Source organism: Klebsiella sp. BIGb0149 (assembly GCF_004362605.1).
GTDB classification, from domain to species: Bacteria; Pseudomonadota; Gammaproteobacteria; order Enterobacterales; family Enterobacteriaceae; genus Klebsiella; species Klebsiella terrigena.
In genome coordinates this window covers 512294-538925 of record NZ_SNYG01000002.1, presented here as the reverse complement: position 1 = coordinate 538925, position 26632 = coordinate 512294, and the positions used below count along the sequence as shown (strand labels likewise).

General features: G+C 61.7%; 27 protein-coding genes. 17 read left to right on the top strand and 10 right to left on the bottom strand.

The window, feature by feature from the left end; all coding sequences use genetic code 11:
* The 3 genes from cyoB to cyoD are packed head-to-tail and all read left to right on the top strand — an operon-like array spanning position 1 to position 2920.
* On the top strand, positions 1 to 1974 hold the full coding sequence (gene cyoB / locus EDF75_RS09385; RefSeq protein ID WP_133598749.1) for a cytochrome o ubiquinol oxidase subunit I: 1974 nt from the start codon (positions 1 to 3) through the stop codon (positions 1972 to 1974).
* A 3-nt stretch (positions 1975 to 1977) separates the two neighbouring features.
* A complete protein-coding gene (gene cyoC / locus EDF75_RS09380) occupies positions 1978 to 2583 on the top strand; it encodes a cytochrome o ubiquinol oxidase subunit III (RefSeq protein WP_133598746.1) in 606 nt (201 codons plus the stop codon).
* 1 nt (position 2584) lies between these two features.
* Positions 2585 to 2920, top strand: coding sequence for a cytochrome o ubiquinol oxidase subunit IV (gene cyoD / locus EDF75_RS09375; protein WP_133598745.1), 336 nt, complete (start codon positions 2585 to 2587; stop codon positions 2918 to 2920).
* Between the two features lie 58 nt (positions 2921 to 2978).
* On the opposite strand, the gene EDF75_RS09370 is transcribed toward cyoD, so the two are convergent.
* Both EDF75_RS09370 and EDF75_RS09365 read right to left on the bottom strand, forming a co-directional pair.
* Positions 2979 to 3242: a hypothetical protein gene (locus tag EDF75_RS09370; RefSeq protein WP_133598743.1), complete on the bottom strand. Its 264-nt coding sequence runs from the start codon at positions 3240 to 3242 to the stop codon at positions 2979 to 2981.
* Positions 3243 to 3336: 94 nt separating this feature from the next.
* Complete coding sequence (locus EDF75_RS09365) at positions 3337 to 4242, bottom strand: AraC family transcriptional regulator (protein WP_133598741.1); 906 nt, start codon at positions 4240 to 4242, stop codon at positions 3337 to 3339.
* Positions 4243 to 4351: 109 nt separating this feature from the next.
* Here EDF75_RS09365 and EDF75_RS27470 point away from each other — a divergent pair, with 109 nt between their 5' ends.
* Genes EDF75_RS27470 through EDF75_RS09340 form a run of 5 tightly spaced genes read left to right on the top strand, consistent with a single transcriptional unit; the run spans position 4352 to position 8706 of the window.
* Entirely contained in the window at positions 4352 to 4903 is a 552-nt protein-coding gene (locus EDF75_RS27470) for a carboxymuconolactone decarboxylase family protein (RefSeq protein ID WP_133598739.1), read from the top strand.
* A gap of 33 nt (positions 4904 to 4936) precedes the next feature.
* Positions 4937 to 5995: an acyl-CoA dehydrogenase family protein gene (locus EDF75_RS09355; protein WP_133598737.1), complete on the top strand. Its 1059-nt coding sequence runs from the start codon at positions 4937 to 4939 to the stop codon at positions 5993 to 5995.
* A complete protein-coding gene (locus EDF75_RS09350; protein WP_133598735.1) occupies positions 5992 to 6792 on the top strand; it encodes an ABC transporter ATP-binding protein in 801 nt (266 codons plus the stop codon). Before EDF75_RS09355 ends, EDF75_RS09350 begins: the two co-directional genes overlap by 4 nt.
* Positions 6776 to 7966, top strand: a complete 1191-nt coding sequence (locus EDF75_RS09345) for an ABC transporter substrate-binding protein (RefSeq protein ID WP_133598732.1) — start codon at positions 6776 to 6778, stop codon at positions 7964 to 7966. The genes EDF75_RS09350 and EDF75_RS09345 overlap by 17 nt, the downstream gene beginning before the upstream one ends.
* Positions 7963 to 8706 carry an ABC transporter permease gene (locus EDF75_RS09340; RefSeq protein WP_133598730.1) on the top strand — a complete coding sequence of 248 codons (744 nt, stop codon included), beginning with the start codon at positions 7963 to 7965 and terminating at the stop codon, positions 8704 to 8706. Before EDF75_RS09345 ends, EDF75_RS09340 begins: the two co-directional genes overlap by 4 nt.
* 6 nt (positions 8707 to 8712) lie before the next feature.
* Here EDF75_RS09340 and EDF75_RS09335 read toward each other — a convergent pair whose 3' ends face one another.
* Together EDF75_RS09335 and EDF75_RS09330 are read right to left on the bottom strand one after the other, a co-directional pair.
* Complete coding sequence (locus EDF75_RS09335) at positions 8713 to 9492, bottom strand: metallophosphoesterase family protein (RefSeq protein WP_133598728.1); 780 nt, start codon at positions 9490 to 9492, stop codon at positions 8713 to 8715.
* Entirely contained in the window at positions 9485 to 11014 is a 1530-nt protein-coding gene (locus tag EDF75_RS09330; protein WP_133598726.1) for an MFS transporter, read from the bottom strand. Before EDF75_RS09330 ends, EDF75_RS09335 begins: the two co-directional genes overlap by 8 nt.
* A 116-nt stretch (positions 11015 to 11130) precedes the next feature.
* On the opposite strand from EDF75_RS09330, the gene EDF75_RS09325 reads away from it, so the two are divergent.
* The 5 genes from EDF75_RS09325 (at position 11131) to EDF75_RS09305 (ending at position 14961) form a co-directional block, all read left to right on the top strand.
* Complete coding sequence (locus tag EDF75_RS09325; RefSeq protein ID WP_133598724.1) at positions 11131 to 12000, top strand: LysR family transcriptional regulator; 870 nt, start codon at positions 11131 to 11133, stop codon at positions 11998 to 12000.
* A gap of 95 nt (positions 12001 to 12095) precedes the next feature.
* A complete protein-coding gene (locus EDF75_RS09320; protein WP_133598722.1) occupies positions 12096 to 13154 on the top strand; it encodes a catalase family peroxidase in 1059 nt (352 codons plus the stop codon).
* A complete protein-coding gene (locus EDF75_RS09315; protein WP_133598720.1) occupies positions 13151 to 13702 on the top strand; it encodes a cytochrome b in 552 nt (183 codons plus the stop codon). The genes EDF75_RS09320 and EDF75_RS09315 overlap by 4 nt, the downstream gene beginning before the upstream one ends.
* A gap of 3 nt (positions 13703 to 13705) precedes the next feature.
* The gene (locus EDF75_RS09310) at positions 13706 to 14215 is read left to right on the top strand and encodes an RNA polymerase sigma factor (protein WP_133598718.1); all 510 of its coding nucleotides are present in this window, start codon (positions 13706 to 13708) and stop codon (positions 14213 to 14215) included.
* Positions 14212 to 14961: an anti-sigma factor family protein gene (locus EDF75_RS09305; RefSeq protein ID WP_133598716.1), complete on the top strand. Its 750-nt coding sequence runs from the start codon at positions 14212 to 14214 to the stop codon at positions 14959 to 14961. Before EDF75_RS09310 ends, EDF75_RS09305 begins: the two co-directional genes overlap by 4 nt.
* A 48-nt stretch (positions 14962 to 15009) precedes the next feature.
* Here the strand turns inward: EDF75_RS09305 and EDF75_RS09300 are convergent, their stop codons facing one another.
* Both EDF75_RS09300 and EDF75_RS09295 read right to left on the bottom strand, forming a co-directional pair.
* A complete protein-coding gene (locus EDF75_RS09300; protein ID WP_133598714.1) occupies positions 15010 to 16077 on the bottom strand; it encodes an aldo/keto reductase in 1068 nt (355 codons plus the stop codon).
* 26 nt (positions 16078 to 16103) lie between these two features.
* Positions 16104 to 17063, bottom strand: coding sequence for an oxidoreductase (locus EDF75_RS09295; RefSeq protein WP_133598712.1), 960 nt, complete (start codon positions 17061 to 17063; stop codon positions 16104 to 16106).
* A gap of 80 nt (positions 17064 to 17143) precedes the next feature.
* Between EDF75_RS09295 and EDF75_RS09290 the strand changes: the two genes are divergently transcribed.
* On the top strand, positions 17144 to 18121 hold the full coding sequence (locus tag EDF75_RS09290) for an AraC family transcriptional regulator (protein WP_133598710.1): 978 nt from the start codon (positions 17144 to 17146) through the stop codon (positions 18119 to 18121).
* A 19-nt stretch (positions 18122 to 18140) separates the two neighbouring features.
* Here the strand turns inward: EDF75_RS09290 and EDF75_RS09285 are convergent, their stop codons facing one another.
* A complete protein-coding gene (locus EDF75_RS09285; protein WP_133598708.1) occupies positions 18141 to 19187 on the bottom strand; it encodes a LacI family DNA-binding transcriptional regulator in 1047 nt (348 codons plus the stop codon).
* Positions 19188 to 19415: 228 nt separating this feature from the next.
* Here EDF75_RS09285 and EDF75_RS09280 point away from each other — a divergent pair, with 228 nt between their 5' ends.
* From EDF75_RS09280 to EDF75_RS09270, 3 genes are read left to right on the top strand one after another with little or no spacing between them, the layout of a single operon-like run.
* Positions 19416 to 20573 carry an adenosylhomocysteinase gene (locus EDF75_RS09280; RefSeq protein ID WP_133598707.1) on the top strand — a complete coding sequence of 386 codons (1158 nt, stop codon included), beginning with the start codon at positions 19416 to 19418 and terminating at the stop codon, positions 20571 to 20573.
* 59 nt (positions 20574 to 20632) lie between these two features.
* Positions 20633 to 20953 (top strand): putative quinol monooxygenase, encoded by a 321-nt coding sequence (locus tag EDF75_RS09275; RefSeq protein ID WP_133598705.1) that lies wholly within the window; start codon positions 20633 to 20635, stop codon positions 20951 to 20953.
* Entirely contained in the window at positions 20940 to 21935 is a 996-nt protein-coding gene (locus EDF75_RS09270; RefSeq protein ID WP_208113311.1) for a Gfo/Idh/MocA family protein, read from the top strand. The genes EDF75_RS09275 and EDF75_RS09270 overlap by 14 nt, the downstream gene beginning before the upstream one ends.
* A gap of 20 nt (positions 21936 to 21955) precedes the next feature.
* On the opposite strand, the gene EDF75_RS09265 is transcribed toward EDF75_RS09270, so the two are convergent.
* The 3 genes from EDF75_RS09265 to EDF75_RS09255 are packed head-to-tail and all read right to left on the bottom strand — an operon-like array spanning position 21956 to position 26315.
* Positions 21956 to 22579, bottom strand: coding sequence for an NTP transferase domain-containing protein (locus tag EDF75_RS09265; RefSeq protein ID WP_133598702.1), 624 nt, complete (start codon positions 22577 to 22579; stop codon positions 21956 to 21958).
* Positions 22580 to 22635: 56 nt separating this feature from the next.
* Positions 22636 to 23094, bottom strand: a complete 459-nt coding sequence (locus EDF75_RS09260) for a (2Fe-2S)-binding protein (protein ID WP_133598700.1) — start codon at positions 23092 to 23094, stop codon at positions 22636 to 22638.
* Positions 23091 to 26315, bottom strand: a complete 3225-nt coding sequence (locus EDF75_RS09255; RefSeq protein WP_133598699.1) for a molybdopterin cofactor-binding domain-containing protein — start codon at positions 26313 to 26315, stop codon at positions 23091 to 23093. The genes EDF75_RS09260 and EDF75_RS09255 overlap by 4 nt, the downstream gene beginning before the upstream one ends.
* Between the last annotated feature and the right edge of the window lie 317 nt (positions 26316 to 26632).

The window sequence follows — 26632 nt, the reverse complement described above, 5'->3', positions numbered from 1 at the left end:
ATGTTTGGCAAGCTGACTCTGGAGGCAGTTCCTTACCATGAACCTATCGTCATGGTAACCATTGCCGCCATTTTGCTGGGCGGCGCGGCGGTTCTCATCGCGCTGACGGCGTTTAAAAAGTGGGGGATGCTGTGGCGCGACTGGTTAACGACCGTCGACCATAAGCGTATCGGTATTATGTACATCTTTGTGGCGTTGATTATGCTGGTACGCGGCTTTGCCGATGCCATCATGATGCGCACCCAGCTGGCGGTGGCCGGCGGCGGAAGCGAAGGTTTCCTGCCGCCACACCACTACGATCAGATATTCACCGCCCACGGCGTGATCATGATTTTCTTCGTCGCCACACCGTTCTTTACCGGCCTGATGAATATCGTGATGCCGCTGCAGATCGGCGCCCGCGACGTCTCTTTCCCGTGGCTGAACGCGCTCAGCTTCTGGCTGTTCGTCGGCGGGGTGATTCTGGTTAACCTGTCGCTTGGGGTCGGAGAGTTCGCCCAGACCGGCTGGGTCGCCTATCCGCCGCTTTCCGGCATCCAGTATAGCCCCGGCGTCGGGGTGGATTATTATATCTGGAGCCTGCAGCTCTCGGGGCTCGGCACGCTGCTGACCGGAGTGAATCTGTTCGTCACCATCCTCAAGATGCGCGCGCCGGGGATGAAGCTGATGATGATGCCGATCTTCACCTGGACCACCCTGGTCACCTGCGCCATTATCGTCGCCGCTTTCCCGATCCTCACCGCAGTGCTGGCGCTGCTGACCCTCGATCGCTACCTCGATATGCATTTCTTCACCAACGAGCTGGGGGGGAATGCGATGATGTACGTCAACCTGATCTGGGCGTGGGGGCATCCGGAAGTGTATATCCTCGTCCTGCCGGCCTTCGGGGTGTTTTCTGAAGTGACGCCGACCTTCGCGCGCAAAAAGCTGTTCGGCTATAAGTCGATGGTCGGCGCGACGCTGGCGATCGGTATCCTCTCGTTCCTGGTTTGGCTGCACCACTTCTTCACCATGGGGTCCGGCGCCAACGTCAACGCCTTCTTCGGGATCATGACGATGATTATCGCCATCCCGACCGGGGTGAAGATCTTCACCTGGCTGTTTACCATGTTCCGCGGACGGCTGGAGTTCACCACGCCGATTCTGTGGACACTCGGTTTCCTCGTCACGTTCACCATCGGCGGCATGACCGGCGTGCTGCTGGCGATACCGGGGGCCGACTTCCTGCTGCATAACAGCCTGTTCCTGGTGGCGCACTTCCACAACGTGATCATCGGCGGCGCGCTGTTCGGCTACCTTGCCGGATTTACCTACTGGTTCCCGAAAGCGTTCGGCTTCCGGCTGAATGAGAGGCTCGGCCGCTACTCCTTCTGGTGCTGGATTATCGGCTTCTATCTGGCCTTTATGCCAATGTATATCCTCGGCTTTATGGGCATGACCCGCCGGCTTAATCACTACGACAACCCGGACTGGGCACCCTATCTGAAGGTGGCCGAAGTGGGGGCGTTCTTTATCCTGTTCGGCATTCTGTTCTTTATCGCCCAGCTGTACGTCAGCATCCGCGATCGCCATCAAAACCGCGATCTGACCGGCGACCCGTGGGATGGCCGCACCCTCGAATGGGCAACCTCCTCGCCGCCGCCGTTCTATAACTTCGCCATCGTTCCTCATGCGCAAGGCATTGACTACTGGCATGAGGCGAAAAAGGCCGGGAAACGCAGCTTCGGCGAACGCTATGAACCGATTCATATGCCGCGTAATACCGGCGGCCCGTTCATTATCGCCATGCTGGGCACCGTTATGGGCTTTGGACTTATCTGGCATATCTGGTGGCTGGTGATTGGCTGCGCGCTGGCGATTGCCGTCGGCGTCATTGCCCGCAGCTATAACGATGATACCGATTATTTTGTCCCGGTCAGCGAAGTGGAACGGATCGAGCGCCAGCGCCTCAGTCATCACGTTAACAAGGTATAAAACATGAGTAGCCATACACTTGCGCCCGCGGCGGGGCACGAAGCACAGGGTCACGACGACGGCAGCGCCCAGTTAGGACTGTGGATTTATTTGATGTCGGACTGCATTCTGTTCGGCTCGATTTTCGCCACCTATGCGGTACTGAGCAGCGCTTTTGCCGATGCGTTGACGCCGAAAGAGCTGTTTGAGATCCCGTATGTGCTGACGGAAACCTTCATGCTGCTGCTCTCCAGCATCACCTACGGTTTCGTGATGCTGGCGCTGCGCAGGCACAACCGCCCACAGGTGCTGCTGTGGCTGGCGGTGACCTTCGCCTTCGGGGCCGTTTTTATCGGCATGGAGCTGTTTGAATTCCATCATCTGATCGCCATTCACGCCGGGCCGGATAAGAGCGCCTGGCTCTCCGCGTTCTTCACTCTGGTGGGCACCCACGGTTTGCACGTCACCTTCGGCCTGATCTGGATGGCGGTGCTGTTTCACCAGGTGCTGACCAAAGGGATCGGCGGCAAGATGCCCGGACGGCTCTCCTGCCTGAGCCTGTTCTGGCACTTTCTCGATCTGGTGTGGATTTGCGTCTTTACCGTGGTCTATCTGCTGGGAGTGTACTGAGATGGAAAAAACAACCCACGTCGGTGAACATCCGCCGCACGGCACCCTGGCCTCCTACCTGGTGGGCTTTGTGCTGTGCGTGATCCTCACCATGATCCCGTTTTCGCTGGTGCTCTGGCCCTGGGCGCCGCGCAACGTCACCCTGGCGCTGTTCGTCATCACCGCCGTTCTGCAGGTGCTGGTGCAGCTGGTGTTCTTCCTGCACCTGAACCGTAAAACGGAAAATGGCTGGAACCTGGCGAGCTTCGCCTTCACCTTGCTGATTCTGTTGATTATTATCGGCCTGTCGATCTGGATTATCTGGAGTATGCATTACCACATGCTGATCCGCGCCTGACGTCGGGCGCAGAGACGCGCATCGCGGCCCCGGCGGGTTATCTGCCGGGGCCGTTTTTTTAGGGCTGACGATGGAAGCGCGCGACAAACTGTTTTTGCATTTCCGCGCAGCTTTCATCGTTGAAATAGCCGGCGACGCTGCGGCCGGACGCCGGTCGCGAGGCCTGCTGGCAGTGGCGTATCGCCTCGCGGGCGTTCTCTTGCGCATTGTGGTTGGTCCACAGGGTCATGCAGGCGATCATGATGGCGTAGACCGCCGCGATGAACAGCAGCGCCAGCCCCATTAGCAGCAGGCAGCCGCGCGGTCCCGATGTGAGCTTCATGGTGTACCTTACGATTGTGATGGCGGGGGAAGAGGGCGCTATTATAAAATATTGTATGCATACAATAAACCATACAATGACGATATTGTATGGTTCAGGCGGCGCTCTCCCGGCACTGCTGGCCGTAGCGGCCAGGAGTGACGCCAGTGACGCGTTGAAACGCGCGGTTAAACGCCGCCTGGGATTGATAGCCGACGCGCTCCGCGCTCTGCGTCAGGCTTACGCCGCTGGCGATGTGCTGGCAGGCCAGCGCAATGCGAATATGGCGCACGATTTCTGCCGGTGGCAGCGGCGAAACCTGGTTAAAGCGCTGAATAAACCACGAGCGCGACAGGCCCGACGCGCGCGCCATGGCTTCCACCGTCCAGCAGCGTGCCGGAAACAAGACGATCTCCGCCATCAGATTGAGGAATTCTGTGGTCAGCGGAATATTATCCAGCGGCGTTTTCACCGTATGGCTGGATAAATAGTGGCGGATCACCATAAAAAAGAGTAATTCCGTCAGCGAAGCGATCAGTTTTTCACTGGGCGGCACCGCCTGCGTTGCTTCCTGATTAATCACCGCCACCAGTTTGCCGATGGAGCCGGAGCTGTCGTCCTGTGCTTTAAATACGATAACCTGCGGTAAAAAGCTCAACAGCATCTGGCTAATGGTGGTTTTAAAGGTAATAAATCCGCAGGTCAATGCGGTACTGGTCTCATCTTTATAAGCCAGCGGCTGCATTTCCCGCACCGGCGCCCGCCAGGCGCTTTGCGCATTTTCATGAGAGGAAAGAACGAATGGACAATCCTGTAAAATAAAAACCATATCGCCTTTTTCCAGACGCAGCGCGCCGGCCGACAGGTCGCGGTGCAGCCAGCAGTGCCCCTCCATCACCAGATGATAGCTGGCTTTGCCGCTGCCCGAAGTGCCGCCTTTCCATGAGCCGCAATACTTGCCCACGTGGAACACGGAGTTCTCAATACTCAGATTATCTAATAACCATTCGCTATTTAGCATAGTAAAAAAGAATAAATAAAGGACGAATGAACAATAATCAACTTTTTATCAGCATTGCTCCCCGCGTTCAATAAAAACATACTGGTTGAAATTTACCAGGAGGCTAATTATGACAAGAATTACCTTACAGACTCTGGCAGGCGCGCCGGAGGAATCAAAACCTTATCTGGAAAAAGCCCGGGTCGCTTCAGGCTTTATTCCAAATTTATTACTGGCGCTGTCTAATTCGCCGCAGGCGTTGCAAACATATATAACAGTTGGCGCTATAAATAATAATAACAGTCTATCCGCAGCGGAACGAGAAACGGTGCAATTAATTGCCGCAACCGTCCACGGCTGCGGTTTTTGCGTGGCGGGGCATAGCGCAACTGTCGAAAAGAAAAAGATCATGCCGCCGGCCGATTTACAGGCGCTACGCACCCGGCAGCCGCTGCCCGACCCGCATCTTGAAGCCATCGCCAGCTTCGCCCGCGAAGTCATCGCCACCCGCGGCGCGGTTAGCGAAGCGGCATGGCAGGCGTTTCGCGCGGCGGGCTACGGCGAGCGCCAGGCGCTGGATGTGATCCTCGGCGTCAGCCTGGCCACGCTGTGCAACTTCGCTAACAGCCTGGCGCAAACGCCGCTCAATACCGAGCTAAGCCCGTGGGCCTGGTCCGACTAAATCGGGCCCGTTCTCTGCTGAAGGAGAGTACGCATGCTACATCACTCATTACGCGAGTGGCTTGACAACCGGGCGGAGGAACTCGATCGCTCCGGCGAACTCAGCCACGCGCTATTGCAACAGCTGGCGCAGGCGAACCTGTTTCGTATTGGGATCGCGCCGGCCTTCGGGGGCAGCGGCGGTACGCTGCTGGACGCGATTGACGCCATCAGCGCGGTGGCCCGCCATTCGCTGACGGCGGCGTTTATGTTCTGGGGACACCGTACCTATATCGATATCCTGACCCAGGCGCCAGAGAGCGCGCTGCGCGATCGCCTGTTGCCCGATCTGCTGGCCGGCAGGCTGGCGGGGGCGACCGGTTTATCCAACGCGATGAAATTCCTCTCCGGGCTCGAAGAGCTGCAGGTCGGCGGCGTAGCTAACGGGGAGGGGGGCTGGCGGCTCTCCGGGCAGCTTCACTGGGTGACCAATTTGCAAACCCGCGGTTTCCAGACGGTGACGGTTGTTCAGCCTGATGGCGGCGGTGAACCGTTCATCGCCAGCATCGGTTCCGGCCTTGCCGGAGTGTCGCGCTCTGCCGATCTCGCCCTGATGGCGATGCAGGGCAGCGCCACGGCGGCATTGCGTTTTGACGATGTCGCGCTGGAAAAAGACGGGGTGATCCATCCTGCCGCCCGGACGTTTTTGCCCGCGGTGCGCCCGCGTTTTCTCGGTTTGCAGTGCGGCATGGCGCTGGGGCTGACCGAACGTATTCTTGACGAGTGCCGCGACCGATTAAGCGACGGCCACGTGCTGCGCGGGGAGTGGCAGACGCTGGCACAGCGCTATCGCCAGATCCGCAGCGACCTTTACGCCGGGGTGGAAAGCCAGCGCTTTGTCCAGCAGCCCGGCGAACTGTTCCGGCTGCGCATCGGGCTGGTCGAGCTGGCGATGAGCAGTATACAGCTGGAACTGATGCTGGCGGGAGGCCGGGCCTACCTGTCGCCGCAGGGCGATCGGACCGCGCGCCGCTGGCGCGAATGCGCCTTCCTGCCGCTGGTCACCCCCAGCGTTGTGCAGCTGAAACAGCAGCTGGCAAGGCTGCCGTCATGAGCGTGTTGCTGCACGCCAGCCGCCTTGAGGTGGGGTATCGCCGCGGGCAGGCGACGACCCGCCTGCTACAGGATTTCAACTTTGCGCTGGCGGAAAACGAAATTGTCGCCGTGGTGGGCGCCAGCGGCGTCGGGAAATCGAGCCTGCTGCGGATCCTTGCCGGGCTGGAAAAGCCGCTGGCCGGTGAGGTGAACTATCTCGGCCAGCCGCTGGACGGCCCGCATCCTCACCTTTCGGTGGCTTTCCAGGATCCCACGCTGCTGCCCTGGCGCACTCTGGAACACAATGTCGCCTTTGGCCTCGATTTCCGCCATCAGCCGCGGCTTGAGGCGCGGGAACGTCGGGAACGCGTGCGCCAGGCGATTGCGTCGGTCGGCCTGATCGCCCATCTCAGCAAGCTACCGGCCCAGCTTTCCGGCGGGATGGCGCAGCGCGTGGCGCTAGCCCGATGCCTGGCGCGGCGGCCGAAGGTGATGCTGCTTGATGAACCGTTCAGCGCGCTGGATGAAGTCACCCGCCATGATATGCAGCGGCTGCTGATCGCCGTGCTGAATCAACACCGGATGTCGGCGCTGCTGATTACCCATGATATTGACGAGGCGCTGCTGGTGGCGGACCGGGTTATTTTGCTGGGCGGCGCCCCGGGCCGCCTGATGGGCGAGTGGCGCCCGCAGATCCCCCATCCGCGCGATAATGCGCTGGAGGCGCTCGCCGCCCTGCGGCTGGAAATATTGAAGAAACTGCGCGATGTGCGCGCGGATACCGATGCGGAGAAACGCTATGTGCCTGATGTGTGATGCGATGTCGCGCCGCGACTTTCTGAAACTGAGCGCGCTGCTGAGCGCCGGAACCGCTCTGCCGCTGATAATGCAACAGCAGGCGCGCGCCGCCGCTGAACCGGACGCCCCGGTCAGAATCGGCTATCTGCCGATCGTCGACGCGGCGCCGCTGCTGGTGGCGCACGGGCTGGGCCTGTTCGACAAGGCCGGGGTGAAGGCCGATCGTCCGGTGATGTTCCGCAGCTGGTCGCAGCTGACCGAGGCGTTTATCGCCGGCCGGGTGAATGTGATTCATATGCTCTCGCCGGTGACGATCTGGGCGCGCTACCAGGCGAAGCTGCCGGCCAAAGTGGTGGCCTGGAATCATACCAACGGCTCGGCGCTGACCGTGGCGCCGCAGATTAGGCGCCCCGAAGAGCTGGAGGGGAAAACCGTCGCCGTGCCTTTCTGGTACTCAATACACAACGTGGTGCTGCAGCAAATATTGCGCAGCGTCGGGCTGCAGGCGGTCACCGGCGCGCCGGGGAAAAAGCAGGTTCGCCTGCTGGTGCTTTCACCTGCTGATATGGTGCCCGCGCTGGCGGCCGGGCAGATCCAGGGCTTTATCGTCGCCGAACCGTTTAACGCGCTGGCGGAAGCGCGCCGCGTCGGGCGGATCCTGCGTTTTACCGGCGATGTCTGGCAAAACCACGCTTGCTGCGTGGTGATGATGCATGAAAGCGATCTCAGCGCGCGGCCGGCGTGGAGCCAGAGCGTGACCGATGCGCTGGTTAACGCCCAGCTGTGGATCCGCCAGCATCGGGCGGAAACGGCGCAGCTGCTGGCGCGCAGCGACGAGCATCGCTATACCCCGCACGATGCCGAGGTGCTTCGTCAGGTACTGCTGCCCACTCCGGCGATGCAGGCCGGCTGGCAAAAGGACGGCGCGATCCGCCACGAAGCGTGGCGTCAGCAGCGGATTGATTTCCAGCCCTGGCCGTACGCCAGCTATTTCGCCTCGCTGACCGAGCAGCTGAAGCAGACGGTAATGGAGGGAAATAGTGATTTTCTCGCCCGGCTCGACGGGCAGCAGGTCGCCGCCGAGCTGGTGGCGTCGGATTTCGTGCGTCAGAGTATCGCCCGCGCCGGCGGCCTGACCGCGTTTGGTCTGCCCGAGCGGGCGTTTGACCGTGAGGAAACGATCGCGCCATGAAGTCGCTTTTCATCCGTATTGGCTGGGCGCTTCCCGGTCTTACACTTCTGCTGCTGCTGTGGGGCGCAATAACGCACTTTGCCGGGGGAATGGCCGGGCTGTTCGCGCCGGAAAACGCCTTCCGCAGCCTGCAGGAGATGCTTGTTCAGGGGGAGCTGGCGCGCAATATCGCCATCAGCCTGTCGCGTGTGGCGGTCGGACTGGGGCTGGGGCTAATGGTCGGCATCCCGTGCGGCCTGCTGATTGGCTGCTCGGCGGCAAGCGAGCGTCTGGCGATGCCGGCGCTGCAGTTTCTGCGCATGATCTCGCCGCTGTCGTGGATGCCCGTCGCCGTGATGCTGCTGGGGATCGGCGATCGGCCGATCTGGTTCTTACTTAGCTTTGCCGCCGTCTGGCCGGTGCTGCTCAATACCGCCAGCGGCGTCAGGCAGCTGCCGCCCGGCTGGCTGCTGCTGGCACGTTCGTTGAGCGCGACGCGCCGGGAAACGCTTTGGCATATTATTCTGCCCGGCGTTCGCGCCCATATTCTCACCGGCGTCCGGCTGGCCATCGGCATCCTGTGGATTGTGCTGGTGCCTTGTGAAATGCTGGGGGTCAGCTCAGGGCTGGGCTATGCCATCCTTGATGCCCGCGACCGGCTGGATTATTCCGCCCTGATGGCGGTGATTGTGACCATCGGCGCGATCGGTTTTCTGATGGACTGGCTGGCCAGATATTTTATCCGCACGGTGAGCGCCTGATCGCTCTTAACCCCCGCCGAGGGCGAATGTTCCCGGCATACCGTTGCGCATCAGCTCATCGGCGTAGAAATCAGGGACGGCGCTTTCACGGATCGCCTGGGCCGTCCCGGCCACGTCGTAGCGTACGCATCCGATCTCGAAGCTGAGCTTCCCCCGCTGGTAGCGCCCGGCAAGCCAGCTCGCCTGGGGCTGACCGGGCTTGATCCGCCCGGTGGCGCCGGCGTTAGCGATAATACACTGGCCCTGCGCCGCCGCCACGGTTCTGACTCCGGCGCGATGGGTATGCCCGCTAATCAGCACGTCAAAATGATACTGCTGCTGATAGGCCAGCAGCTGCTCGTCGCTGACCTCCTCTGTCAGATACTCCGACAGAGAACGCGGGCTGGCGTGGACCAGCAGGATCCGCAGCGGCGCGTGACGCGGGCCGAGATTCAGGCGCTGCGAGGTGGGGAGGTCTTGCAGCCAGCGTCGATTCTCCTCGCTGAGCGTCCGCTGGCTGAGAGTAATGGCCTCAAGGCGGGCCTCTCGTTCGGCCTGGCTATGCCAGGGCAGCGGCGGCACCGGTTCGTTGTCGGCGACGCGGCGATCGTGGTTACCGAGCACCACCGGGATATTCCGCTGGCGCAGGAGCGCGATGGTCTCGTTGGGCCAGGGGGCAAAGTCCACCAGATCGCCGAGGCAGTAGCAGGCGTCAACCTTATATTGCTCGATATCATCGAGCACGGCCTTCAGCGCCGGCAGGTTGGCATGCACATCGCTAAACGCGGCGAACGTAAAGTCAGCCATGGTTTTTTTCCTTCGTGTTCATTGACCAGATGATAAAAAGCGCCGAGCAGAATGCGAACAGCGCCGCGCCGATCAGCATGAGCGCAAAGCTGCTGCGATAGGCGCTATGCATCAGCGCCTGTAGCAGCCCGGCCTGCTGCTGCGGATAGCTCGCCAGCGCGCGCGCGACGTCGCCGGTCACCAGCCGGGAGATCGCTTCCTGATGGAGAGGCAGGTGGTTTTCCTGCAGGGCCGCGCTCAGCATGTGGCGCAGGCTGCTGGCCAGAATGGCGCACAGCATGGCGAATCCGAGCAGGATCCCGGAAAAGCGCGCCGTGGTGCTGATCCCGGAGGCCATGCCGGCCCGCTCGTGTGGGACGGTCCCCATAATCGCCTTTTGCGTCTCGCCGTTGAGCATCCCGCCGCCGCTGCCGAGGATCGTCATCCCGCCGGCGATAAGCCCGCTCATCTGCTGCTGGACCGCGACGGCAATCAGCAGATTTCCCGCCGCCACCAGCAGCAGCCCGATCGCCAGCAGCCAGCGGGAGGCAAGGTAATGCGCCAGCCAGCGCCCCACGACGGGAAAGATCAGCATCGCGAGGGCGAAAGGCAGCATGCCGATCCCGGCGCTGAGCGCCGATTTCCCTTCAACATTCTGTAGCAGCAGCGGCAGGAGCGAGGTCATGACCTGGGCGGTGGCTGCGTAGGCGAACATCGCCAGCACCGCGCCGATAAAGGGCCGGGCGTGAAACAGACTGAGCTCCAGCATCGGCGCGCGCCGGCGTTTTTCGACCAGCACAAAACAGCCGAACAGGCACAGGCTGCAGGCGAGGCGCAGCAGGACGCTGGAGCTGAATAAGCCCTGCTCCGGGGCGAGAATAAAGGCCCAGGTGAGCGCGAACATCGCGCTAATAAACAGCGCGATGCCGGGGATATCCAGTTTTCCGGCGCCGGGATGACGCGATTCTTCAACCACCCGCAGAACCAGCAGGGCCAGCAGCAGACAGATGGGAATATTGATATAAAAGGCCCAGCGCCAGCCGAGCAGGGTGCTGATAACGCCGCCCGCCAGCGGCGCCAGCACCATGGTGATGCCCATGATCCCGCCCCAGATGGCCCACGCCCGGTTACGCTCCGCGGGGAGGCGCCAGGTATGGCCGATAATCGCCAGCGCGGGAGCCAGCAGGAACGCCGAACCCACGCCCTGAGCCGCGCGGGCAACGTTGAGCCACATCACCGTGGGCGCGGCTCCGCAGGCCAGCGATGCCAGGGTAAAAAGCGCGAGCCCGCACAGCAGCACTTTCCGGCGGCCAAAACGATCCGCCAGCGAGCCGGCAGGCAGCAGCAGCGAGGAAAAACAGAGCACGTAGGCGCCAATAACCCACTCCAGCGCGGAGAAGGTGGCGCCGAGTCCCTGGGCGATGGTCGGCAGCACCACGCCGACGATATTGGTATCGACCACCGTGATGGCGCAGCCGAGCGAGGCGACCAGCAGAACCGAACCCGGCGATTTAACCGACCCGGCGCGAGAGAGGTGGGCCATGAAAACTCCTGATATAAAGGGGGAATGACGGCCATCAGCATCGCCTGCGCCGTCCGGGGTATCAATTGCGCGAAATGGGATTATTATTAGGCAATACCTAATTGTTGGGAGAGCATATGGAGCTTCGCCACCTGCGTTATTTTGTCGAAGTAGCCAACACGCTACATTTTGGCGCGGCGGCGGAGTCGCTGAATATTGCGGTGCCCACGCTGTCGGTGCAGATCGGCCAGCTGGAGCGGGAGCTCGGTACGCCGCTGTTTCTGCGCAACAAACGGCGCGTCCAGCTGACTCAGGCCGGCGAGGTGCTGCTCGAAGAGGCCCTGGCGACGCTGGCCCACGCCAATCAGGCCCGGGAGCGGGTACTCAGCGCCGCGCGCGGCGAACGGGGCTATATCCGCGTCGGCTACGTCGCTTCGGCGCTGATGTCGGGCAGCCTGAGCCAGCTGTGCGCCCGTTTTCGCCAGCATCATCCCGCGGTTTTTGTTCAGGCGTATGAAATAGCGATGGACGGCATGGCCTCCGCGCTGGTTGAGGGGCAGATGGATGTGGCGCTGGTGCGCGCGCCGGTGGCGCTGCCTGCGGAGGTTGCCCATATTGCGCTACAGCAGGACCGTTTCTGCCTGGCGCTGCCGGCGACCCACCCTTTAGCGGCGGGTGAAACCGCCGTTGTCCCCGCAGATCTGAGCGCAGAAACCTTTATTTTACCCGAACAGATTTCCGGTACCCGGGAAGTGGCGCGCCGCGGCGGGTTTATGCTCAATCACACCCTGCGGGCGGGCAGCCTGACGGAAGTGCTGGCCAACGTGGCGCTCGGCAACGGCGTGGCGGTGGTGCCGGTTATCCTCAGCCAGGCGATCGTTCTGCGCGAAGTGGTCTATCGGGAGCTGGCCGCGCCGGATATTCCCTCGGCAATTTGGCTGCTGTATCGCAAGCGCGAACGCGCGCCGGTTATTAAAAAATTCATAGCGATGGCGCAGACGCCATAGCGGGATGCGCTGGCGGATAAAAAATTTTCGTCCGCCGGGAATAAACCCGTTCCCCGTTCGTCTTATGGAGACTCTATCGTGACCGAGCTTCTAAGATGAAAACACCTGACCGCGTTTTTGAGCAAAAAAAACTCCTGCTGCTGCTTGTCGGCGCCATTCCCGCGGCCCTGCTGCTGCTCTTCGTCTGGGCCGGCGGCTGGCTGACGCCGGAGCGGCTTTCGGCGAATACGCTCATTGAGGTGCTGGAAAAAAATGGCGGCGTGCATCCTGGCTTTCGCCGCAATCACGCCAAAGGCGTGTGCGTGAGCGGCGAATTTATCTCCAACGGCAAGGCCGAGGCGCTTTCGCGAGCGATCGTCTTTCGCCCGGGAAGCGTACCGGTGACCGGGCGGCTGGCCATCGCCGGCGGCAATCCGGGGGCGCCGGATTACGCCGTGCCGGTGAGAAGTTTCGCCCTGGCGTTCACTTTACCCGACGGCCAACAGTGGCGCAGCGGCATGAACGCGCTGCCTTTCTTTAGCGTCGCCACCCCGCAGGGGTTTTATGACCAACAGCTAGCCACCCGCCCGCTGGCGGCCACCGGCAAACCCGACCCGCAGAAAATGCAGGCCTTTATGCAGGCGCATCCGGAAGCCAAACCCTTCTTCCAGTGGGCGAAAACGCACGTCCTGGCCGCCGGCTGGGCGCAGGAGCAATACAACAGCCTGAACGCCTTTCGCTTTATCGACGCGCACAATCAAAGCCACTTCGTGCGCTGGAGCCTGGTGCCGCACTCGCCGTGGCAACCTATTTCGGCGCAGGATAAAGAGGATAAAAACTATCTCGCCGGCGATCTGAAAACCCGCCTGGCCGCGGGTCCATTATCCTGGGATCTGCTGATTACCGTCGCCCGGCCGGGAGATCCGGTCAACGATGCGACGAAAGCCTGGCCGCAGGAGAATCCCTCGCTGGTGGCGGGAACCGTGGTGATTCACAAGGCTGAAGATCAGCAGGGGGGCGCGTGCAATAATATTAACTACGACCCGCTGATCCTGCCGGACGGGATTGCCGGTTCCGACGATCCGCTGCTGAACGCGCGCTCCGCGGCTTATGCCAAATCTTTTAATCTGCGTACGACCGAAGAGGCCCGTCAGGGTCAGGAGAAGCGTTCATGAAAACTCAGGCGACGACCTTTCATCCGCTGCTGCGCCTTGTTCACTGGCTGATGGCGCTGGCGATACTGGCGATGTTGTTTATCGGCGTAGCGATGGTCTCAACGGTTTCATCCAGCCACTCGCTGCTGCTCGCCGTGCATAAACCCCTTGGTGCCGCTATCGAAGTATTAGTGCTGCTGCGTATCTTTCTCCGCTGGCGCTACGGCGCGCCGGCGCTGCCGGGAACCCTGTCCCGCTGGCAAAAAGGGATGGCGCACCTTAGCCACCTGGCGCTCTATCTGCTGATGGTCGCTCAACCGCTGGTTGGCTGGGCGATGCTTTCCGCTGCCGGCTATCCCGTCACGTTGTGGGGCGGGGTGGTATTACCGGCTTTGCTGCCGGTGAACATCGATCTGTATGCCATCCTGCGCCCTTTACACACGCTGCTGGCGTTTGCGTTATTCGCCGTGGTCCTCGCGCATGTCGCCGCGGCGCTGCTGCACGGTCTGATCCTGCGCGACGGGGTATTCAGCAGTATGAGCGGCGTTCGTCGGCGTTCCGGAGGGTGAGTCATGCTGGCGCTTAGCGATGAAGATATTCGCGAACTCCTCCCGCACCTCCAGCGCTTTGCGCTATGGTTGACCCGGGACGTCATGGCCGCGGAGGATTTGGTGCAGAATACGCTGATCAAGGCGTTGGACGGCCCGGCTGACAGGGCAGAGGTGCACAATCTGCGCACCTGGCTGTTCTCGATTCTCTGGCGCCTGTTTATCGACGGCGAGCGGCGGCGCAAGCGCTGGCAAAAGCTGCTGACGTTTTTTCAGCAGGAAGCTAAAACGGACGTTGGCGGTGAAAACAGCGTCATGGCGGACGAAACGCTGGCGCTATTTGCCCATTTGCCGGCGGAAAGTCGGGCGCTGCTTCTGCTGATCAGCGTGGAGGAGATGAGCTACCGGGAAGCCGCCGAAGCGCTCAATATCCCTCTCGGAACGGTGATGTCGCGCTTGTCCAGAGCCCGCAAGCAGCTGCGGAAATTGACTGAGGAGCACGCGTCGCCCGTGGTGCTAAGGAGATTAAAATGAGCAATCTGCCCGATGAAAGCCTGCTGCATGCCTGGCTGGATGGCGAAACCGACGAACGGACCAGCCGGGAAATCGAGTCCTGGCTGCGCGATCATCCCGCGGTGGCCCGGGAGGTGGAGGGCTGGCGACAGGATAAGCTGCGTCTGCAGCATGCCGTGAACCGAACGGATATTCGCTACCTTGCCATCAACTCTGACCCCGCCAGGCTGCGCTTTCGCCTGCGTCAGCGGCGTATTCAGCGCGTTGCGCTGGCCTTTTCCCTGGTGCTGGCACTGGGGGCGGGAAGCCTCGGCGGCTGGCAGCTTAAAGAGCACGTTCAGTCGCCGACGCTGCCGATGGAAGACGCGGTGCAGGCCTATAAACTGTTTGGCGATCTTCCGCAGCTCGCCAGCATGGATATCCGCACCAGCGAGCCGCCGATGCTGGAAAACTGGCTGCGACGCTACTTTATCAGCGGTACGCTGCCGCCGGATCTGGAACGCTATGGCTTTAAGCTGATTGGCGCCCGGCTGATGGCCAGCGAACAGGGGGCATCGGCGTTAGTGCTCTATGAAACCGCCGGAGGGAAGCGGATCGCCTGGTATATCCGTCATCAGGCGGTCCACCTGAGCAAAGGGGCGCGGCAGAGCGATGGCCTGGTGGCGCAGTACTGGAGCGACAGCCATTACAACTATGCGATGGTGAGCCCCGTTGACGGCGACAATTTGCCGGCTTTACGCGAGGCCATTCGCAGCGAAATGGGCTAAACCGACCGGCGCGGCGGGCAATCCGCGCCGGTCGTTTGGCGTAAACCCTCAGGAGGCGTGGAGGTTGAAAGAGGGGATCGTTTTACCATCCACGGTCATGCCGGCGAAAGCGAGCATCGGCGCCAGGGTGGCGTTGTTTTCGGCCGGGAAGTTGAGCTTCGGCTGCGAAACCTCGCCGAGCCTGGCGATCTGTCCGGCCGACAGCGTTACCTCCAGCGAGTCGAGGTTGGTTTTCAGCTGATCGAGCCGCCGGGCGCCAATCAGCGTGGCGCTGACTCCCGGCTGCGATCTGACCCACGCCAGCGCCACCGCCGCCGGGCTGACGTTAAGCGCCGAGGCGATCTCGATCACCGTATCGATAACATCGTAGTCCGCCGGAGACGGCATGCCGACCATGCCGCTGCGGCGGGTGTCGACGCTGCCTTCGCCGTTGCGCCTGAATTTACCGCTCAGGAAGCCGCTTTTGAGCGGTGACCAGGGCATGATCCCCATGCCCATCTCCTGCGCCAGCGGGAACAGTTCCCCTTCGCCGGTTCGCTCCAGCAGGGAGTATTCGAGCTGCAGCGCAATGATCGGCGCCCAGCCGCGAAAGCGGGCGATGGTCTGCGCTTCGGCGGTTTTCCACGCCGGAATATCCGAGAAGCCGACGTAGCGAATCTTGCCGGCGGTGACCAGATCGTCGAGCCCGCGCAGCGTCTCTTCAATCGGCGCGGTCTGGTCCCAGTTATGCAGCCAGTAGATATCGATATAGTCGCTCCGCAGGCGCTGCAGCGAGGCCTCGCACTGCTGGATCAGCGCCTTGCGCCCCGCGCCGCCGCCGTTCGGATCGCCGGGGAAGAGGTTGCAGTAGAACTTCGTACTTAGCACCAGCTCATCGCGCCGTAGCGCGCGGTGCTTAATGTAGTCGCCGACGATCTGCTCCGAATGACCGGCGGTGTAGATATTGGCGGTGTCGACAAAGTTGCCGCCGCGGCTGCGGTACTCGTCGAGCATGGCAAACGACTCCTGCGGGCTGGCGCCCCAGCCAAACTCTTCGCCAAAGGTCATGGTGCCGAGGCAGTACGGGCTGACCCGTAGCCCGGAGCGTCCCAGGGTAATGTAGTGATTAAGCGGCATAGCGTTCTCCCGTATGGCTAAAAAAATTATTGCCCGAGCATCCTGAGCGAAAGGTCCCACAGGCGCCCGGCCTGCAGAGGATCCGTCGCCCAGCGGCGTACGCCGCTGACGTCGGGGCTATCGTCGGCGACCTGCGGCGAGATGTCGCAGTCCGCGCAGTACACTCCGCCCATGCCGGCCAGCTGCGGGCTGGTGGCCGCCCACAGGCTGGTTGCCGCGCCCTGAGCCACGGTTTTCAGCGGCGAAGGTACAAAGTCCGGCCCAACCTGCGCCGCCCGGGCGACGGCCGCCTTCTCCTCCGCGCTCATAAAGCGGCTCAGCCCGGTAGCGGGGATCCTGCCGGGATGTACCGAAAACGCGCGAATGCCCAACGGCTCGCCGAGTCGGTCGAGATGTACGGCAAACAGGGCGTTGGCCGTTTTCGACTGGCCGTAGGCCCGCCAGGGATCGTAGGGCCGCTGCCGGTAGTGGATATCGTCGAAGCAGACTGCGGAATAGCGGTGCCCGAGGGATGACAGCGCCACGACGCGCGCGCTCCCCGAGGCGACGAGTGCGTCCCAAAGCCGCAGCGTCAGCTGAAAATGGCCGAGGTGATTGGTGGAAAACTGCGATTCGAACCCGCGGGCGTCGCGGGAGAGCGGCGGGGCCATAATGCCGGCGTTATTCAGCAGAATATCGACGGCGTCGGTTTCGGCGAGCGCCGCGCTGGCGAAGCGGTCGATAGAGTCCGGGTTCAGCAGATCCAGCGGTAGCACGATAGCGTCCGGCATACCGGCAAGGGCGGCCCGGGCCGCCGTCACGTCGCGGGCGGGAACGATGATTCTGGCACCGGCGGCACGCAGCGCCATGACGGTTTGTAGACCAATTCCCGCGTGTCCGCCGGTGACGATGGCGCATTTTCCGCTGAGGTCGACGTGACGCATAACCTCCTCGGGCGTAGAGGTCGCGCTGAAGCCTGAAACAACAGGAGACTGAGGGGTGAGCATAGCTATTCTCCGGGACGAAGGGGGTTGTCACATGGTAGAGTGCCGTCACCGTACGATGAAGCCGTGAAAATGCAATTTATATGCGTGATAGTTCAAATTTAGCCGTTGACCCGCTATCGGATCTGCTCGATTTCCTGCAGGTGCGCTGCGATCTCTCCGGAAGCCTGGTGGCCGGCGGGGCCTGGGCGCGCCGTTTTGCCAACCTCGATTCGATTAAGTTTTGCGCGGTAACCCAGGGGCGCTGCTGGTACGCGCTTGATGACGTACCGGCTCCGCAGCTGGCGGAGAGCGGCGACGTGCTGATTACCAACGGTACGCGCACCCTGACGCTGGCCAGCTCGGCCGAATTACTGCCCGACGCCGGGCAGGCGCCGATCGAACGCGACGACGACCGCTATCGCCTGGGGCAGGGAGAGGATTTCACCATGATCGGCGGCAAGGTCCGGCTGGATGCCGATCGCCAGGCGCTGCTGCTGAGCGGACTGCCGCCGCTGATCCACGTCCGCGGCGGCGCAGCCGAAGCTGAACCGCTCTCCTGGCTGCTCAGGCAGCTGGTGGTCGAAATGAACAGCAGCCGACCCGGACGCGCCAGCATGGTGGCCGGGCTGACCCAGCTGCTCTTCACCCAGACGCTGCGCGCCTGGCTTGCCGGCGCGCCGGCGGAAGATAAGGGGTGGCTGCAGGGTTTTGCCGATCCGCGGCTCTCCATCGTGCTCAGCTGCATTCACGGCGAACCCGCCCGCGGCTGGACCCTGCAGACGCTGGCAAAAAGCGCCGGGATGTCGAGAACCTCGCTGGCGGTGCGGTTTCGCGAAAGAATGGGGATCCCACCGCTGGCCTATTTAACCCAGTGGCGTATGTACCTGGCGCGGCGCGAGCTGCTGGCGGGGGCGGCGATCGCCGAGGTGGCCGCAAGGGTAGGGTACGCTTCCGAAAGCGCGTTCAGCAGCGCCTTTAAGCGGGTGATGGGCCTGGCTCCCGGCCACTATCGTCGGGATGCGCGCAACGATGCCGCACAACCGGCGGCCTCCGGCGATGCGAATAGCGGTGATTTTTAGTCGCTGTTCCGGCAGGACGCTACTTTGCCACCGGCCCGGTTGAGCCGCGAAGCCGCAGGTGCAGATCGAGGATCGCCGGCTTCGCCCTGACGTGCGACGGGCCGAGCTGGGCGAGCAGCAGCTCAACCGAGCGCTGGCCAATCTCTTCTGCGGGAATGGCGATGGTGGTGAGTTCCGGACTTAGCAGGCGGGCGATCTCCACATCGTTAAAGCCGATGACGGAGAGATCGCCGGGGATCGATTTGCCCATTTTCCGGGCCGCGCGGTATAGCGCCCCGGCGAGCAGATCGTCATCGCAAACCACGGCGGTAATATCGCTTTCCAGCAGCTGCAGGGCGCAGGCCGTGGCCTCCTCAACGCCGAATCTGGAAAACTGGCGACGCTGCGGCGCAAAGGCGATCCCCGCAAGCGCCAGCTGCTGGACAAAGCTGTCAAAGCGACGCTGGAACAGCGCTCGCGGGTAGCGGGCGGCAAGGTAGCCGATGCGCCGGTGCCCGAGGGCGGCCAGGTGTTCGGCCACGGCCTTCATCACCCCGACGGTATTAAGATCGATACCGCTTAGCGTCTCGTCATCGGCTTCAATATAGACAACGTTATTCTGCATCGGCGCCAGGCGCCGCTCGGTCTCTTTGTCGCTGGCGTAGACGATACAGCCGGCGATGGTGTGGCTGTTGAACATCTGCAGCAAGCGCCCGGCCCAGTCCGCGTCGGCGAGGGTGTCGATCAGGATAATGTTGTAGCCGTGCTGGCAGGCGAAAAGCTCTGCGGCATAGAGCACCTGACCAAAAAAGGGCTGCTGCAGGTCGGGAACCGCGAAGGCGAGAGTTTTGACGATCCCCGTGCGCAGCGTCTGGGCGGAAACGTTGGGCCGATAGCCCAGCTGCCGCGCGGTCTCTTCGACCAGGGTTCGGGTGGCGGCGGAGACGCGGCCGGCGGATTTTCCCGAGAGCACCAGCGACACGGTGGACTGGGAGACGTTAGCGGCCCGCGCCACCATCGTACTGGTCACCGCGCCTTCTCGTTCGCCGGACCGGGGGTCCGGACGCATTTTTCCACTGTCAGCCATGTCGTCTCCTTTTTTACGCCGCCTATGATGCCTGTCGTGGCCGGGTTAGACAAGGACGGGCTGTAAACCGCGTCCCGGCGGTACCCTTCTTAAGGTCATACGTATTACTTAATATGAGATCGCCGTCACGCACTGATCATGAAGTCATACGTATGATGTCGATCGCCGGCGCCAGCAGACGCCGATCGGTGTGACAACGTTCGAGATTAACTTCAGGAGCAAAACGCTATGCCTGGTCGTATTGAGTGGGTACAAGAGAACTGTCGTTTACTGCAGGAGATTGCCGGTGAGTTCCGCGAAACCCGGCCATTTTCCGGGATGACCATTGGGACCGCTATTCACCTCGAGCCTAAAACCGTGTCGCTGTTAATGACGCTGCGCGACGGCGGGGCCGATATCGTCGCCACCGGCAACCTCAACTCAACCCAGCCGGACACGCTGGCGTGGCTGAGTGAGAAGGGAATGCGGGTGATCGGTGAAGCCAGCCAGGATCCCGGACGTCATCGTCAATTCCTGCAGCAGGTGCTGGCGGCGAAGCCGGATATGCTGCTGGATAACGGCGGCGATCTGTTCGAGCTGTTCCTTGAGCAACCCTATGATTCTCTGCTGGGCGGCACCGAGGAAACCACCTCCGGGCGCATGCGCCTGGCGCTGAGGCGAGCCGAGCTGAACCGCCCGATCCTCGTTATCAACGACAGCCCGATTAAGCAGTTTGCGGAAAACGAGCACGCGGTCGGCCAGAGCGTGCTGGAGTCATACATGCGGGTGACGAACCGGATAACCAACGGCCAGCGGGTGACCGTATTCGGCTACGGCGCCTGCGGCATGGGGGTGGCGTATAACTTCCGCAATGCTAACGCCAAAGTCAGCGTGGTGGATAGCGATCCGCTCAAGCGCCTGCGCGCGCATCTGGACGGTTTTGATACCCCCGACCGGGAGACGGCGATCCGCAGCGCCGACGTCATTATCACCGTGACCGGCGGCGGGCGCGTTCTCGGCTCTGAAGACCTGGCGCTGTTAAAAGATAACGTTACCCTCGCCAACGCCGGCCATTTTCCGACCGAAATAGACGTGGCGGATATTGCCGCCCACGGAGACATTCGCGATACCGTGCGTTTTGCCGAGGGAATAACCTGCTATACCCTGGCCAACGGTCGGCGGATCCGCATTCTCACCGACGGCCATATGCTGAACCTGGCCGGCCCGCGCCCGCTCGGCAACTCAATCGAATCGATGGATCTCGGCTTTGCGCTGCAGTCGCGCTGCCTTGAGGCGGTGGCGCGGGGCTACGCCACGCGCGCCGACTGCGTGGTGCCGGTTCCGCGAGAAATCGATGAGCGGGTCGCCAACGGCTACCTCAGCCTGCACTACCCGGCAGGGCATTAATCATAGACAACTCCCGGCGCGGAGCCGACGCCCGCCGGGTTCACAGCAAGAGGAACAGTATGGAAAGCAGCGGCCATTTTATTACCGCCGAAATCACCCTTAACGCCCGGTGGTCCATCGAGGAGGGGCAGCGCGCCATCGATGACTTCTGCGCCGCGATGCGCCAGGAGCCGGGCTGCACCCTGGCCCAGGCCTGGCAGGATAATACCGACCCGCGGCGGTTTATTCTCTGGGAGCGCTATGAGGATCCGGCGGCCCATCAGCGCCACTTCACCCTGCCGCATACCCAGGCGTTTATCGACGCCGGGTGGGTCAGCCTGGTTCGGGTTTTCGAAACCACGTTGCCGGCGCGCGCCGGTGGGGAGCATGACCATGATTAACTGGGGCATTCTGGGCACCAGCTTTATTTCCGGAGTGATGGCCGAGGCCATCGCCCGCGCGCCCGGGCACCGGCTCTATGCGGCCGCGGGGCGCTCTGCCGCCGGGCTGGCCTCATTTGGCGAAAAGTACGCCCCGCAGCGCCTGTTTGACGACTACGCCCGGCTTATCGCCGATCCTGAGGTTGACGTGGTCTATATCGCCCTGCCAAACCATATTCATCATGATTTCGTGATTCAGGCCGCCCGGGCCGGAAAAGCCATTCTGTGCGAGAAATCGCTGTCGGTGGATATGCCGCGAACCGAAGCGGCGCTGGCGGCGGTAGAAGAGCATCGCGTCTTCTTTATGGAGGGCCTGATGTACCTGCACCATCCGCTGATTGCCGCGCTGATCGATATCCTCAACGGCGGCGAGCTGGGGGAGGTCCGTTCGCTGACGGCCCGCTACGGCGCCAGCATTGCCCACCTGGTGAATCCGGACAGCCGGGGGGCGATTTACAACCTCGGCTGCTATCCGGCTTCATTAGCGCATTTGGTGATGCAGCACCGCCTCGGCGACGCGGTCGGCGACTACCGTCTGGCGGCGATGGGCCGCCGCGGCGCAGACGGCAATCTCGCCGAGGCCACGGCAATCCTGAGCTGGGCCGATGGGGCGGTGGCCTCCCTGCACTGTACGGAAGATTACGGCATGTTCTGGGATTTTAGCATCCAGGGCAGCGTCGGTTCGCTGCGCATTGAGAGTAACCCCTGGCTCCCGGAAGCCGGCGGCAACCGCATCGCCGTCACTCCCTACGAGGGAGAAACCCGCTATATCGATATCGCCGCCGCGGGCGACGCGTTCGACTATCAGGTGCTGGCGGTCGGCAGCGCGCTGGCGCAGGGGGCGCGGGAGGTGGCGCGACCGGCGGCGAGAGTCGAAGACTCGCTGGCCATTATGCGGATGCTCACCGCCTGGGAGCAGGGCGCGGAAGCCGGTCTGGCGTAGGTGCGACAACGATATCGCCTTCAGCCCCTCGGCGACGCCGGCGGGGCGACCCTCTCCGGCGTCTCGCCGCTGGCCCGGCAGCGGGAGAGCAGCTGCTGATATTGCTGCGGGGTATCAACGTCCCAGTGAATGCCATTTTCTGCCACGCCGACCGTTTGGCTACCGAACTGACGCACAATCGTTTTGAGATTATCGTCGGCGCCGGCAGCGACTATTTTTTCAATAATCGAAAACGGCAGCAGCACCGGATGACCCCGGCCCTGCTGATACTCGGGGATAAGGCACGTCTCTTTGCGCTGGCGCCACAGGGACGCATAAACGCCAGCGCCGGCTGCCGGCATATCGCCGAGGGCGATAAAAAAATGGCGCGCTTTAATGTGCTTTACGCCCGCCTGGATGGATGAAAACATGCCTTGCTGGTAGTTAGCGTTATAAACCAGCTCAATACCTGGATGGTGCGCGTAGCGCTGATGCAGCTCGGACCCTCTGAATCCGGTCACCAGGATAACCCGATCGCAGAATGAGAGCGCATTGGCGATGGCGCCGTCGAGGACGGTCCCCTCTCTCCATGGCAGCATCATTTTCCAGGTCCCCATTCTGGTTGACAGTCCTGCCGCCAGAATCAAACACTCTTTAACAGGCATACGTCCTCCGCCACTATCGGCACCCCGGATATCAGCTCGTCCGGGGCGCCGCAAACTCAAGCCTTCAGAATCGCTTTTATCGAGGTGATAATCGGCTGATAGCCGGTGCAGCGGCAGAGGTTACCCTCCAGCGCCTCGCAAATTTCGCTATCGGAAGGTTTAGGGTTTTGATCTAACAGGGCCTTCGTGCTCATCAGTACCCCCGGCGTACAGAAGCCGCACTGGACGCCGCCGTGGCGCACGAACGCGTTTTGCAGCCTCTTCCCGACGGCGTCATGCTGCAGGGCCTCAATCGTGGTGATTTCCGCGCCGTGGCACTGGGCGGCCAGCAGGAGGCACGAGCAGACCGACTTTTGATTCATAATCACCGTGCAGGCCCCGCACTCGCCGACGGAGCAGCCCTCCTTGGTGCCGGTTAGCCGCAGATCTTCCCGCAGGAAATCCAGCAGGCGGGTGTTATCGTCCACTTCGCGACTGATGCGAATGCCATTAACCTTCAGCTCAATTCGGTTCATTTTTTTGCCACCTTCTGCTCTGCCAGCGTTTCCTGCATCATTTGTCGGAACATATCTTCAAATACCGGTATTTTGTAAGGGGCCGACCAGCGTCCGCCTATCGCCTCATGCATGATTTTGTTCAGCGCCTGGACCGCATCCTCAATTCTCTTCTCGTCGAGGACAAACCCCGTCAGGCAGGCCTCAACCTCCGTCAGCCGCTGGGGTTTGCTGAGCAGTGCGCCATCCACCAGGCGGCAGAGCGCCAGGGTACCATCGGCAGAAAAGGTGAACAGGCCCGTCAGGCTTTGGCGGGTGATATTCAGCGCGTTGCGGCGTCCCAGCTGTAAATACCGCTGCTGTGATAGCGGCCCGGGCGGGGCGGGTAATATGACCCTGGTGACGATTTCACCTTGATTCAGCGCCGTGCGGTAGCCGCCGACGATAAAGTCGCTGAGCGCTATTCGCCGCGCGCCGCTGGCGCTGCGCAGCTCCAGCCTGGCGTCATAAATAATCAGCGGCGGAACCGAGTCGGCGCAGGGCGCGGCGTTGACGATATTCCCGCCGATCGTCGCCTGGTTGCGCAGCTGGAGAGAGCCGATAGTTTTGCAGGCCGTGACCAGCAGAGGGTAGCGCGCCTTAATCTGCGGGTGCCTGACCAGGTCGGTAAAGCAGACCCCTGAGCCGATAATCAGCTCATCGTTAACCTCTTCTATCTGCCTGAGCTCCTGAAGCCCCGCAATATTGACCAGCTCGACCTCGTCGGTTTTCAACCGCGCCTGTACCAGAACGTCGGTCCCGCCGGCGATGGGCCGGCTATTTTCCCGCGCCAGCAGCTGCAGCGCCTCGTCCAGATTTTTCGGCGTCGCCATTCGCAGCGTATTGAGGCGCAGAACCTGCTTATGCTCCGCTCCCTCCGCCATGAGTTCGCTCTGGCGCTCGGGTTTTTTCAGGTTATAGCCGAGGCGCACGCGCTCGAGGGTCAGGGGAAGCTGACGGTTTCGTTTCTCCAGGGCGAAGCAGACCGCGTTGTTAAGCGCCGCGGCTCCCAGCTCCAGGACCGGCTCGCCGATGACCTTGGCGCCTAAAGGCCCGGCGCGGTCGTGGTTTTCGACGGCGATAATATCGATATGGGGCATATCCTGGATGGTGGGCAGCAGATAGGTGTCAAAATTCTCGGATTTCACGGTCCCGTTTTCGGTATTAAAATCCTCCAGCATGCCGTATCCCACCATCCCCTGCAGCACGCCGCCGTACACCTGACCGGCAAAGCCGACGGGATTGATCACCTTACCCACATCGTGGGCGGCGACGACGTTATTGATAGCAATCTTGCCGGTGCGGGTATCCAGCGCAATATCGGCGATCTGGCAGCCGTACACCCAGGTGAAATAGGGGCTGCCGCAGCCTTTTTCCTCATCCCAGTGGATAGCCGGCGCCACGTGCCAGCCGTAGGAGGAGAGGTTGGCGCCCGTCGCCCGGGTCAAATCGACAACTTCCTGGAAGGTCAGGGTGGTTTGCGGCTGGTGCCGATTGAAGACTTTCCCCCCCTGCCACACCAGATCGTCGATACCGGCGGCCCCCAGCCGCTGGCTGACGGCGTTGGCCATCCGGTTCTTGATTTTATTGGCGGCGCTCAGGATGGCCTGGCCGCCCATCAGCGTGCCGCGGGAGGCGACGGTAGAGCCGCCGTCGGCGATCATCGAGGTGTCAGGCTCAGAGAACATCACCCGATCCAGCCCGATGCCGAAGGCCTCGGCGGTAATCAGCGACATGGTGGTTTGCAACCCCTGGCCGTTTTCAGAGACGGAGGTTGAAATGTTGATGCTGCCATCGGCGTTCACCTGCATCAGCGCCGATGAGGCGTCCAGGCCCTCCGCGCCGAGGGAGCACCCGCGGTGGCTGAGCGCCAGGCCGATACCGTAGCGCACCGGCCCGCCCTCGGCGTTGAGCTTGCGATAGTGCTCACGCCTGGCGACGAACTCCGCTTTCGCCATGGCTTTTTCGAGGACCTCCTGCGCGGAGACCGTATGATTATCAAATACCTGTCCGGCCATGCTGGTATCGCCCTGGCGGAGAATATTGCGCAGGCGCAGCTCCACCGGGGAGAGCCCCATCGCTTCGGCAACCTCGTCCATCAGCGATTCATTGGCAAAAATGACCTGCGGAGCGCCGTAGCCGCGATAGGCGGAGGTGTAGTTATTGTTGGTATAGACCCCCGTCACGTCGACCCGCACGTTGGGAATGTTGTAAGGCCCGGCGGCCTGCACGGAGCTGCGCCAGGTTACGAACATGGTCTGCCCGGAGTAGCTGCCGCCATCGGCGATAATATCGACCTTAATCGCCTGAATGCGGGCCTTATCATCGAGGCCAATCTTGTACTTCATCTTATAGGGATGGCGTTTATAGCTCTCCCGCATCGACTGTTCCCGATTGTAGGAGATCTTGACCGGGCGGCCGGTAAGATGCGCCAGCAGGGCGGCCCGGCAGGCAATATTGTCGATAATATCGTCCTTGCCGCCAAACGAACCGCCCAGTATCGAGCGCTTAACGTTGACCCGCGACTGCGGAAGGGCGAGGTATTTTGCCACGATCCCGCGTATGCGGTGGGCGTTCTGAATCGAGCCGCTAATGGTCATCACCTGCTCGTTGTTATCGATCCAGGCCGTGATAGATTCAGGTTCTATATAGCCATGTTCCTGAAACCCCACCTCGTACTCGCGTTCAAAAATATGCGTAGAGGCGGCAAAACCGCTGTCGATATCGCCTTTGACGGTGTGGTGGTGATTAATAATATTGCTGTCGAGTTCGCTATGAATTAAGCGCGCTCCGGGTTTCATGGCCTCTTCGGGCGAAACGATGGGCTGCCACGGCGTATAGGTAATCGCGATCTTCTCCGCCGCGAGGCACGCCGCTTCATAGGTTTCGGCGGCGACGACCGCAATGACATCACCGCGATAAGCAATTTCATCGCGAATGATCGGCGGATAGTCGGGAATGATAACGCCGAGGCTCTTCTCGCCGGGAATATCCTCCCACGTGGCAATACGCACCACGCCAGGAACGTTCTTCGCCGCAGATAAGTCGAGCGAATCAATGCGTCCTGCAGGAATATCGACAAAACGACAAACGCCGTACAGCATATTTGCCATTTTAATATCATCGCCGTAAATAGCCTTGCCGCTCACCTTGGCCAGGCCATCAACGCGCGCGACTTCATTGCCAACCAGCGTAGTGGTCATATATTTCTCCGTTTCCAGGGTCCTGTCCCTTGTACGAACGACGCCCGACGGATGGTGTCACCGTAGGTCGCACTGCCGCAGCTGCGGGTCGTGTCTGTTGCGCGGCATAACGGTCGTAAAGACGTTTTTGCCTATCGGGCGAGAAGTAGCAATAGGTATGCCAGCTCAAAGGAATGGGGTTTTCGGGGTTGCCAACTGTGATGCCGATCGAACTTATTGGCGAAACGACGCTGCCTGCGGGAGAGGCCGCAGCCGCCGTTGCCGGGTGATTATCACCTGCGCGGCGATAATTATTATCATAATGATAAAGGGCGGTG

Coding starts and splice junctions, on each gene's coding strand:
- cyoB (WP_133598749.1), top strand. CDS start 1: ATGTTTGGCAAGCTGACTCTGGAGGCAGTTCCTTACCATGAACCTATC.
- cyoC (WP_133598746.1), top strand. CDS start 1,978: ATGAGTAGCCATACACTTGCGCCCGCGGCGGGGCACGAAGCACAGGGT.
- cyoD (WP_133598745.1), top strand. CDS start 2,585: ATGGAAAAAACAACCCACGTCGGTGAACATCCGCCGCACGGCACCCTG.
- EDF75_RS09370 (WP_133598743.1), bottom strand. CDS start 3,242: ATGAAGCTCACATCGGGACCGCGCGGCTGCCTGCTGCTAATGGGGCTG.
- EDF75_RS09365 (WP_133598741.1), bottom strand. CDS start 4,242: ATGCTAAATAGCGAATGGTTATTAGATAATCTGAGTATTGAGAACTCC.
- EDF75_RS27470 (WP_133598739.1), top strand. CDS start 4,352: ATGACAAGAATTACCTTACAGACTCTGGCAGGCGCGCCGGAGGAATCA.
- EDF75_RS09355 (WP_133598737.1), top strand. CDS start 4,937: ATGCTACATCACTCATTACGCGAGTGGCTTGACAACCGGGCGGAGGAA.
- EDF75_RS09350 (WP_133598735.1), top strand. CDS start 5,992: ATGAGCGTGTTGCTGCACGCCAGCCGCCTTGAGGTGGGGTATCGCCGC.
- EDF75_RS09345 (WP_133598732.1), top strand. CDS start 6,776: ATGTGCCTGATGTGTGATGCGATGTCGCGCCGCGACTTTCTGAAACTG.
- EDF75_RS09340 (WP_133598730.1), top strand. CDS start 7,963: ATGAAGTCGCTTTTCATCCGTATTGGCTGGGCGCTTCCCGGTCTTACA.
- EDF75_RS09335 (WP_133598728.1), bottom strand. CDS start 9,492: ATGGCTGACTTTACGTTCGCCGCGTTTAGCGATGTGCATGCCAACCTG.
- EDF75_RS09330 (WP_133598726.1), bottom strand. CDS start 11,014: ATGGCCCACCTCTCTCGCGCCGGGTCGGTTAAATCGCCGGGTTCGGTT.
- EDF75_RS09325 (WP_133598724.1), top strand. CDS start 11,131: ATGGAGCTTCGCCACCTGCGTTATTTTGTCGAAGTAGCCAACACGCTA.
- EDF75_RS09320 (WP_133598722.1), top strand. CDS start 12,096: ATGAAAACACCTGACCGCGTTTTTGAGCAAAAAAAACTCCTGCTGCTG.
- EDF75_RS09315 (WP_133598720.1), top strand. CDS start 13,151: ATGAAAACTCAGGCGACGACCTTTCATCCGCTGCTGCGCCTTGTTCAC.
- EDF75_RS09310 (WP_133598718.1), top strand. CDS start 13,706: ATGCTGGCGCTTAGCGATGAAGATATTCGCGAACTCCTCCCGCACCTC.
- EDF75_RS09305 (WP_133598716.1), top strand. CDS start 14,212: ATGAGCAATCTGCCCGATGAAAGCCTGCTGCATGCCTGGCTGGATGGC.
- EDF75_RS09300 (WP_133598714.1), bottom strand. CDS start 16,077: ATGCCGCTTAATCACTACATTACCCTGGGACGCTCCGGGCTACGGGTC.
- EDF75_RS09295 (WP_133598712.1), bottom strand. CDS start 17,063: ATGCTCACCCCTCAGTCTCCTGTTGTTTCAGGCTTCAGCGCGACCTCT.
- EDF75_RS09290 (WP_133598710.1), top strand. CDS start 17,144: ATGCGTGATAGTTCAAATTTAGCCGTTGACCCGCTATCGGATCTGCTC.
- EDF75_RS09285 (WP_133598708.1), bottom strand. CDS start 19,187: ATGGCTGACAGTGGAAAAATGCGTCCGGACCCCCGGTCCGGCGAACGA.
- EDF75_RS09280 (WP_133598707.1), top strand. CDS start 19,416: ATGCCTGGTCGTATTGAGTGGGTACAAGAGAACTGTCGTTTACTGCAG.
- EDF75_RS09275 (WP_133598705.1), top strand. CDS start 20,633: ATGGAAAGCAGCGGCCATTTTATTACCGCCGAAATCACCCTTAACGCC.
- EDF75_RS09270 (WP_208113311.1), top strand. CDS start 20,940: ATGACCATGATTAACTGGGGCATTCTGGGCACCAGCTTTATTTCCGGA.
- EDF75_RS09265 (WP_133598702.1), bottom strand. CDS start 22,579: ATGCCTGTTAAAGAGTGTTTGATTCTGGCGGCAGGACTGTCAACCAGA.
- EDF75_RS09260 (WP_133598700.1), bottom strand. CDS start 23,094: ATGAACCGAATTGAGCTGAAGGTTAATGGCATTCGCATCAGTCGCGAA.
- EDF75_RS09255 (WP_133598699.1), bottom strand. CDS start 26,315: ATGACCACTACGCTGGTTGGCAATGAAGTCGCGCGCGTTGATGGCCTG.